Genomic DNA, 1,893 nt, shown 5'->3' with positions numbered 1-1,893 from the left:
GTGGGGGGTGGTCAGGAGTCGGGGTGGGTGGGGCCGTGTCCTTCGTCGTTCGGGTGCTCGGGGGCGGTGGGCAGGTCGAGCAGGGGGCGGAGGGTGTGCCAGTTGGTGCGGGTGGCCAGTGCGGCGTTCTCGGCGTCGCCCTGGGTGCACAGGTGGATGATGCGGTCGTGTTGGGCGACGGAGTCGCGTCCGGTGAGTGCGGAGAACCGGAGGCGTTCCACGCGTCGGAGCAGGGGCGTGAACTGGTCGAGGACGGCGGTGATGGCGTGGTTGGCCGCTGCTGTGACGGCGACGGAGTGGAAGGCGTCGTCGGCGGCGATGGCGGCGTCGGGGTCCCCGGCCTCCAGGGCGGCGGCCAGCTGGTGGTTTGCGGTGCGCATGGCGGTGTGGTCGGTGGGGCCCATGCGGGGGGTGGCTTCGCGGACGGCGAGTTCGTGCATCGCGGAGACGACGAGTTGTGCGTCGTGGACCTGTCGGGGGTTGAGTGGTGCGACGACGGTGGAGCGGCCAGGGACGGTGTGGACCAGTCCGGCCTGTTCGAGGCGGGCGAGTGCTTCTCTGATGGGGGTTCGGCTGACTCCGAGCCAGTGTTCGAGTTCGGTGTCCCGGAGTCGTTCGCCGGGGGCGAGGGTGCCGGTCACGATGGCGTCGCGGAGGAGGTGGAAGGCGTTGTCGCGGAGGAGGGTGCGGCGGAGTTCCGGCTGGGTCGGGTGGGGGACGGGCATGCGAAATACTGCATATCGGGTGGTCGTGTCGTCAACCCCGGCGTGGCGGTGTGGATGGTCGTGGGGGTGATCGGGTAGGGAGTGGGGTGTGACTGATCTGATCGCGGTGACGGGTGCGAGTGGCCAGTTGGGGCGTCGTGTGGTGCGTCGTCTCGCCGAGCGGGGGGCGCGGCAGCGGGTGGTGGTCCGGGACCCGGGGCGGGTTCCGGTGGGGGCGGGTGCGGCGGAGGTGGCGGTGGCGTCCTTCGAGGACGAGGCGGGGATGGTGGAGGCGTTGCGGGGGGTGCGGACGGTGTTCCTGGTGTCGGCGCCGGAGGCTGCTGACCGGATGCCGTTGCACCGGTCGGTGGTGCGGGCCGCGGTGGCGGCGGGAGTTGAGCGGGTGGTGTACACGTCGTTCATGGGGGCGGCTCCTCGGGCGAGTTTCCGGTTCGCTCGGGAGCACGGGGAGACCGAGCGCTTGATCGCTTCGGCGGGGTTGCGGTTGACGTCGCTGCGCAACACGTTCTACGCGGATGTGGTGCCGGGTTTCGTGGGGGAGGACGGTGTGTTGTCGGCTCCGGCGGGGCGTGGTCGGGTGGCGTGGGTGGCGCGTGAGGATGTGGCGCGGGTGGCGGTGGAGGTGTTGTTGGATGAGGAGCACGCCGATCAGGTCTATGACGTGTCGGGGCCGCGTGCTCTTGACTTCGGGGAGACGGTGCGGGTGCTGTCGGAGGTGACGGGGCGGAGCTTCCGGTACCGGGAGGAGACGGTGGAGGAGGCGGTGCGGGCGCGGGCGGGGGCCGAGGAGTGGCAGGTGGACGCGTGGGTGGGGTCGTACCTGGCGGTGGCTTCGGGGGAGAGTTCGGTGACCAGTCACACGGTGCAGGCGGTGACGGGGGTGCGTCCGTGGACGTTCGGGGAGTTTTTGGAGGCTGAGCCTGCGGCGTGGCGTCACCTGGTGCGCCGGTAGGGGGCTGGCTGGTGGTTGTGCGGGGTGTGGCGTGCCTCGGGCCCGTCTCGGTCGAGGTGCCTTGCCGGGGGCGTGCTGGGTCTGGCTGCGGGGGTCTTTCCGGTGGATCCGGCGGTGTCTGACGGCTGGATCGTCGGGTGCACGGGCCGGTACCCCCACCTGCCGACGGGGTGCTCGGGCGGGTGGGGGTACCGGGTGGTCGTGGGCGGCGGTTCC

General features: G+C 71.5%; 2 protein-coding genes. One reads left to right on the top strand and one right to left on the bottom strand.

The annotated features are described in order from the left end of the window. Nucleotides 1-11: 11 nt before the first annotated feature. Nucleotides 12-725, bottom strand: coding sequence for a GntR family transcriptional regulator (locus ACTIDRAF_RS0224490; RefSeq protein ID WP_016701310.1), 714 nt, complete (start codon nt 723-725; stop codon nt 12-14). Between the two features lie 88 nt (nt 726-813). On the opposite strand from ACTIDRAF_RS0224490, the gene ACTIDRAF_RS35435 reads away from it, so the two are divergent. After that, complete coding sequence (locus tag ACTIDRAF_RS35435; RefSeq protein WP_016701309.1) at nt 814-1,677, top strand: SDR family oxidoreductase; 864 nt, start codon at nt 814-816, stop codon at nt 1,675-1,677. Nucleotides 1,678-1,893 lie beyond the last annotated feature (216 nt).

It is taken from the genome of Actinoalloteichus spitiensis RMV-1378, assembly GCF_000239155.1.
Lineage (GTDB): Bacteria > Actinomycetota > Actinomycetes > Mycobacteriales > Pseudonocardiaceae > Actinoalloteichus_B > Actinoalloteichus_B spitiensis.
The sequence above is the reverse complement of the archived record's forward strand: the minus strand, read 5'-3'. Positions and strand labels throughout refer to the sequence as shown.

Coding starts and splice junctions, on each gene's coding strand:
- ACTIDRAF_RS0224490 (WP_016701310.1), bottom strand. CDS start 725: ATGCCCGTCCCCCACCCGACCCAGCCGGAACTCCGCCGCACCCTCCTC.